The organism is Periweissella beninensis (assembly GCF_016908275.1).
Lineage (GTDB): Bacteria > Bacillota > Bacilli > Lactobacillales > Lactobacillaceae > Periweissella > Periweissella beninensis.
This window is the reverse complement of sequence record NZ_JAFBDN010000043.1, coordinates 1-6,260: the sequence shown is the minus strand read 5'-3', so window position 1 is coordinate 6,260 and position 6,260 is coordinate 1. Positions and strand designations below refer to the sequence as shown.

Here is a 6,260-nt window from a genome sequence, read left to right as displayed (position 1 = left end):
AAATAGGAAGTAATACGTTTAGTAATTGAAGAGTATGCCACAGTAGCTGTTTGTTTTTCAGAAACTTCCAAACGCTTCGACATTTGTTGTAAGAGGCTCAGACTAATCTCGGGATAGTCTAACAGAGCTTTTTTTAAATTTTCCCGTGTTAATTGACAAATTTCAGTATCTCTAAGGGCTTCTATTATATCGGTATGTTGTTGCTGTGGCTGAAAGATCCTCCACTCACCAGTGAATTCTCCTGGACCTAATAAACGTATTAATTGTTCTTCTCCAGTTTCTAGGAGCTGATAATTTTTTAACTGTCCTTGATGTACGATATATAGAGTATCGTTTTGATCAGCAAAGCTGTATAGAAAATTTCCTTTGGCTATTTTTCTGCTAGTGACCTTTTGAGATAGTTTGGTTAGTTCGCTTTCGTCTAAAATGGCAAAAATTGGTACCAAAGCAACACACTGTTTTTTTTCATTAGACTGCATATGCACTCACCTTCACTATTTTTTGATGTTTAATTTTTCTTGGAGATAGTTGCGTAGTACGATAGCTTGATTGTGATCTTCATCCTTAGCACTATAAAGTAAGATAATATCACCGTTTGCTATTTTTAACCTAATTTTAGCGATAAATTTAGGTGTCTCTGGATTTTCAGCCAATTCTTTGCGGTATGCTTCACTAAATTTTTGAAATTTTTGTGGGTCATGATTGAACCATTTGCGAAGTTTATTTGAAGGGGCAATCATTTTGTCCCAATCATCAAGATTTGCCTTAGCTTTAGAAATTCCACGAGGCCAAAGACGATCTATTAATATTCGATATCCAGGTTGAGTTGAATTAGATGAATAAATCCGTTGTATTTTTATCACAGTAAACCTCCTTAAATATATCAAAATTAAATTCAAAAATAAATTAGGTCAGTATCTTAGGGGGGATTTATAATTATAGATCCTTTTTTCTAATAAATAACGGCAACTCATTTTTTGATTTGTTTTATAACATGCTCTTATACTAAAAAAATGGACTATTTTTATTCAGTCCGTAAAATGAAAGTATAGGAGTATTTTTATGTCAATTCGTTATTCACAAGATTTTAAAGATTCACTGGTTAAACTTCACCAAGAAGGCCGTTCACTCAAATCATTAGCAGAAGAATTTGGACCATCAAAAGATTCTATTGCTATATGGGTTAAACAAGCTACCCCAATCATGATCAAGGGTCAGTCAAAGACTTTAAAAGACGTCAAGCGACTAGAGAAGCGTCTCGCTATTTTGGAGGAAGAAAACGAAATTTTATCACGCATAGCCTGACAGGCATTGATCAGCCATCTTACTAGCCAAAAAATAGTCCGTAATGTGGGATTGCCGCTCGTTAACAAATTTTTAGCACAAGGCTACGCGCTTGTGCGTATTTTAAATGCACTTAAAATCAGATCTAGTACCTATTACAATTGGCGCCATTGGCAGCCTAGTCGACAAGAAAAGCGTAGAGAATCCCTAAAACCTTATATTTTAGACGTTTGGAAAACCTTTAAATTTTATGGCTATCGTCGTATTGCTGCTTATAGTCAACTAAACAATGACTGTCCAAAAATATCTGAATATATGACACTCAAATTAATGCGTGAATTAAGGATTAAATCGCGCATGCAAAAACGTTATCGCAAACCCAAAACTGTTGTGACAGTTGCTCAAAAACCCAATCTGATTAGACACTTGCATGATTTAAGCGGTGTCTGGCAAAAAGATATCACTTATATTCAGTTGACTAATCACAGATGGGTCTATTTAGCGACCGTTTTGGATCCTGAGAAGAGAAAAGTATTGGGCTATAAAATTGGCGATACAATGACAGCCGAGCTAGCCACAAGTGCCTTACAGATGGCGTTAGATAAGCATCGAAAGCCACTCATTATTCATTCAGATATCACAATACACGAGTGCTGAGTTTAATATTAAATGCCAAAATTATGGCTTGAAATATTCTTATTCACTCAAAGGCCATCCGTACGATAATGGCCGTATGGAAGCGTTTCATTCAATATTGAAGCATGAAGAGGTGTATTTGAAGGCATACGAAACATTAACGCAAGTCCAAGCAGCCATTGGTTGGTATATCAATTTTTATAATCGCAATCGTATCTCAAATGTTGCCTAAGTAACTGAATAAAAATAGTCCAATTTATTGACTTCCGAGCATTTTATTTTACATTTGTCTACCATGCTTCTCATGCTGTCTTTTTTTCTTCTCCATTTCCCATTCTGTTTCTTTCAACCCTTTCTTTCTACGTGCTTCATCAACATATAGCAATTTCATAATGACACTACTAAATACATTGTTAAGATACTCCGCAGGTGTTGTTTCTCGATAATTGACACTCTGATAATCACTAATATTGGCTTTGCGATAATCTTCATAAGCACCATTGTTTTGCGTCATAACTTGCTTGACCTGTTCTATTTGTTCCTTAGTAATATTAGGGTCTTGACTACTTTCTCCTATAAATAGCTGTTTTGTTCCCTCATTAGCTAATACTCTAATCAGATTAGGGTTCTTAATATCATCAAGTTTTATCGTACCGCTCAAGTAAGCAAGCCCTTGTTGATGTTCTCTCGTACTAAATTTAATCGGTGGATTATCCTTTAATTCATTAAATTCTTGTTTTGAAAGTTGTTTCAATTCAGGGTTAAAGTAGATAATAGCGGTATAAATTTTTTCCCGATCAACCATTGTCACATTATCAATATCCATATCAGGGAACGTCTTTTTTAACACTCCTGCATATTGAATTTGAACAACGTTTTTAATTTCATTAGTTGCCTGTAAATCTTTAATTCCACGTTTCAAAATATCCTGTTCTTCATCACTAAAGTTACGTATAATGCTACCTTTTGAACGTTCTATATCAGCAAATTTATAACCCTTTTGAGATAATATTTCCGTCATATTATTTTTGGTTCTTTCTTCCTGATGTTCCAAAACTAACCAACTAACATAAGGTCGCTTTGTAAATGATAATATTTCTTTATTCAAAATATCCGTTCGTATCATAGCTAAACGGTCTTTTAATTCTTGTCCTGTAAAGATTGTTTTTTCACTATCTGTTTCTTTAATTAATTCTCTTCTTTCAGCAATTGTTGTTTGTTCAATATCAACATCTGGATAAATACTATTAATTGTTCTATCAACAACTTTATCAAGTAAATAATTTGCCTTTTCTAATGACTGTTCTTGCTGATTAATAGTAAACATTTGTTTGGATATATCTTCTCCAACCGCTTGCTTAATTAATAAGCTGTTTTTCCAGTTAAATAACATACGTTTTTTGTCGTCTAGATTTTCCAAACTAACAAATGTTTGTAACTCTTTACTTAGCTGTGATACAGAACGCTTTTCACTAAATGATAGATGATTTTGTAGTGTTTGAATTCTACGCTCATTATGAATTTTTTCGTCAACGTTTTTCAGTTGTGCTTTATGCTTTCTATTCCCCAAAGCTAATTGATTAAATTTTTCTCTTTCTGGTCGTTGTCCGTTTACACCAACATGTTGCGTTGCTACTCCGTCAATACCTTGTTCATCTAATGTCTTTTCGCTAATCCGATCTGGCATATTTTTTTGTTCAAAAATACGGTTTACAGACTTAGCCCATTCTTTACGCCATTGTTCAACTTTCCCTTTTCTATCCCAATCTGTTAGCCATATTTTCCTATTCCTTGCATAACCACTTTTGGTATATGTTTTATTCCCATTCTCGTCTAAAATATATTCTTTTTTACTTTTAATTCCCCATGTTCCGTCTTCGTTAAAAGGTCTGTTAGTTAGCATAACATGAGCATGTGGATTTTCTGGGTGGTCTCTGTGAATAGAAACATCAGCTACCATGCCACTATCAACAAAGTTTTTTTGAACATAATCTTTTAATAGTTTCTTTTGTTCTTCTTCATTCAATTCAACCGGTAATGCTACATTAAATTCTTTAGCATACCTTGAATGGGAAAATCTATCTTTCTTTTCAACTTCATTCCATAGTTTTTCTCTATCTTTTGCCCAATCTGGCGCATTTTCTGGTAACAAAATGAATGTTTCTGGCATTACATCTCTTGCATAAAAATAGTTTTTTCCCTCCATTTCACTATGTAATTTTTCCCCACTTCGATAACTAGCACTTGCAATAGCACTTCTTCCATTTCCTGCACTTATATTTGTAAAGTTCATATGAAATATTGCCATATTTTTTTATTCCTTTTTTTTGATATTTTTATTTTTTGTTGTTGCCATAGGTAACTTCTGATACAGGTTTTTTTATGTTTTTATCACTACTCCAATTCATTGGAGTGTAAGTGCGCATTGAACTCATTTCATTCGTTCTTCTGATGTCTCTAAAATGCATTTTTAGTGTACTATTTATTTTTTATTTATGCAACTGATATGTTGACTTGTTTCCCTCATTATGTTATTCTGTGTTCAAATAAATAAATATAGTATTAGTAAGGGGTGTAGATATGTCTTTAAGTAATTTAGAAAAAAAGCAAGAAAAATTGAATAAGCTAAATGAAAAAATCAAAAATGAAAAAGAAAAAATTGATAAAAAGTTAGGTCATGAAATAATCAAGCTTTCTAATTTTGATTATTCAAATTTGGATCAAGAAAAAATTAAAGATATTTCAAAACAAATAGCTGATTTTTTTAATTCAAGTATTGTTAACGATAATGAAAAAAATGTTACAAATAAAGATGATAGTAATTCAGCTGAAAATGTTAGTGACAAAAACAATGGTATCTCTTAAACTAATTAGAGGTTTTAGCCTATGAGCAAAAAGTTAAATCAATTAGTTTCATCAAAAGAAAAACTTCAAAAAAAAATTGATCAGGAAGAATTTACTTTACGCCAATCAAAATATTTTGAAAACTCTAAAGCTAGAAAAGAACGTACCCGCCTTTTAATCCAAAAAGGTGCCCTACTAGATAAATACTTTGAAACTGAAGGTTTATCAGTTGATGACACAGAAAACCTCTTAAAAATATTTTCTAATTATGTTAATTCAAATAAGCCTGATAAATATAAAAAAGGATAGCCCTAAATTTTAGGGTTATCCTTTTTTATTGTCTTATTTAAATTTTCAGTAACGGTTGGGTTATTTTCAGCAAATTTATCTAATTGATTTTGTACCTTTTTTGAAAAGGTTACACCTTGATTAATCCATGGATATTGTTTCAAGTTATTAATCTCAACTTGATCATTTTTTCTTGTATATACGTTGATAAATCTTTTACTGTTATCATAAATAAAAACATTATCACTTTTAAACGCAACTGCTGGCAAGTTATTATAGGATTGACTGTAACGCTTTTTAATCGTTTCTGGTGGTATACCATGACCGCCATTTTTAACTCTTTCCTGTACTCGATTAATAGCCATTTCAGCACTATTGACTGTGACATATAGTAATGTGACTTCAAAACCATTTTTATGGGCTTCATCAATCAAATTTAATTATGCTTTTCCACTACTTGCAAGTGTTGTCTCCACATGAATACTTTTAAAATTATTGAGAGCGTCATGTAATTGCTTAACTTCTTCTCGCATAGCTTTAAAGTTATCAATTTCTTTTCTCCAATCGCCACCCATTTTTTGCAAAATTTCATCAGCATTAATTCGTTCTGTACTGTGAAATAATTTGTTTCCATTTTTATCTTTTAAGATATTTCCATCTTTATCTTTTTTAGGTTTTCTTCTGTATGTTATTTTGTCAATATCGATTTCTTTTATTTTTCTCAAATATAAAAAACATTTTTCATATTTTGGATTTGTTTGATATTTATTATTACTTAATGTTATTCCTCCTTTGTATTTTTTGTTATCCTTCTTCCCTGTTATAGGTGCTACTAGTAATGTATGATCACTGCTATTAGGTTTTGTTAGGGCTACAGCAAAGTGTTTACCGTAAAATTCATGTCCGTATCTTGTTTTTTCGAAGTTAACTAAGTATACTTTCCCAATTTCGATAGTTGATTTCATTTCTGTATATACTCCTAAAAAAAGCGCCCTTATTTTTTTTAATAAGAGCGCTTTTTAAGTTTGTCCTTGACTAACAAGGCTTTATATAATTAATTAGGTTCTGGTGCAAATTTGTTGACATCGGTTACATTCCTTGTAGAATGAAGGAATACATTAGTTTGTGAAATATTTTATTTATCAAAGGAGAAGATAATATGAAAATTGCTGTCATTGGTTGTACACACGCGGGGACGTTTGCCATTA

The 6,260-nt window shown here is 31.9% G+C and carries 10 protein-coding genes; 5 read left to right on the top strand and 5 right to left on the bottom strand.

Annotation, left to right across the window (positions count from 1 at the left end; translation table 11 throughout):
• Both JOC59_RS08990 and JOC59_RS08985 read right to left on the bottom strand, forming a co-directional pair.
• Positions 1 to 479: Crp/Fnr family transcriptional regulator (locus tag JOC59_RS08990; protein ID WP_205144417.1), on the bottom strand; the 479-nt coding region annotated here is incomplete at its 3' end.
• Between the two features lie 15 nt (positions 480 to 494).
• Positions 495 to 863 (bottom strand): DUF488 family protein, N3 subclade, encoded by a 369-nt coding sequence (locus tag JOC59_RS08985; protein WP_205144416.1) that lies wholly within the window; start codon positions 861 to 863, stop codon positions 495 to 497.
• Between the two features lie 199 nt (positions 864 to 1,062).
• On the opposite strand from JOC59_RS08985, the gene JOC59_RS08980 reads away from it, so the two are divergent.
• The 3 genes from JOC59_RS08980 (at position 1,063) to JOC59_RS08970 (ending at position 2,152) form a co-directional block, all read left to right on the top strand.
• A complete protein-coding gene (locus JOC59_RS08980; RefSeq protein WP_205144415.1) occupies positions 1,063 to 1,305 on the top strand; it encodes a transposase in 243 nt (80 codons plus the stop codon).
• 93 nt (positions 1,306 to 1,398) lie between these two features.
• Positions 1,399 to 1,941, top strand: a complete 543-nt coding sequence (locus JOC59_RS09510) for a DDE-type integrase/transposase/recombinase (protein ID WP_205144414.1) — start codon at positions 1,399 to 1,401, stop codon at positions 1,939 to 1,941.
• Between the two features lie 28 nt (positions 1,942 to 1,969).
• Positions 1,970 to 2,152: an integrase core domain-containing protein gene (locus tag JOC59_RS08970; protein ID WP_205144413.1), complete on the top strand. Its 183-nt coding sequence runs from the start codon at positions 1,970 to 1,972 to the stop codon at positions 2,150 to 2,152.
• A 48-nt stretch (positions 2,153 to 2,200) separates the two neighbouring features.
• Here JOC59_RS08970 and mobQ read toward each other — a convergent pair whose 3' ends face one another.
• Entirely contained in the window at positions 2,201 to 4,228 is a 2,028-nt protein-coding gene (gene mobQ / locus JOC59_RS08965) for a MobQ family relaxase (protein ID WP_205144412.1), read from the bottom strand.
• A 272-nt stretch (positions 4,229 to 4,500) separates the two neighbouring features.
• On the opposite strand from mobQ, the gene JOC59_RS08960 reads away from it, so the two are divergent.
• Together JOC59_RS08960 and JOC59_RS08955 are read left to right on the top strand one after the other, a co-directional pair.
• Positions 4,501 to 4,785, top strand: a complete 285-nt coding sequence (locus JOC59_RS08960) for a hypothetical protein (protein WP_205144411.1) — start codon at positions 4,501 to 4,503, stop codon at positions 4,783 to 4,785.
• 21 nt (positions 4,786 to 4,806) lie between these two features.
• Entirely contained in the window at positions 4,807 to 5,073 is a 267-nt protein-coding gene (locus JOC59_RS08955; protein WP_205144410.1) for a hypothetical protein, read from the top strand.
• Positions 5,074 to 5,075: 2 nt separating this feature from the next.
• On the opposite strand, the gene JOC59_RS08950 is transcribed toward JOC59_RS08955, so the two are convergent.
• Together JOC59_RS08950 and JOC59_RS09395 are read right to left on the bottom strand one after the other, a co-directional pair.
• The gene (locus JOC59_RS08950; protein ID WP_239517092.1) at positions 5,076 to 5,486 is read right to left on the bottom strand and encodes an ATPase; all 411 of its coding nucleotides are present in this window, start codon (positions 5,484 to 5,486) and stop codon (positions 5,076 to 5,078) included.
• 6 nt (positions 5,487 to 5,492) lie between these two features.
• On the bottom strand, positions 5,493 to 6,017 hold the full coding sequence (locus tag JOC59_RS09395; protein WP_239517091.1) for a type II toxin-antitoxin system PemK/MazF family toxin: 525 nt from the start codon (positions 6,015 to 6,017) through the stop codon (positions 5,493 to 5,495).
• Between the last annotated feature and the right edge of the window lie 243 nt (positions 6,018 to 6,260).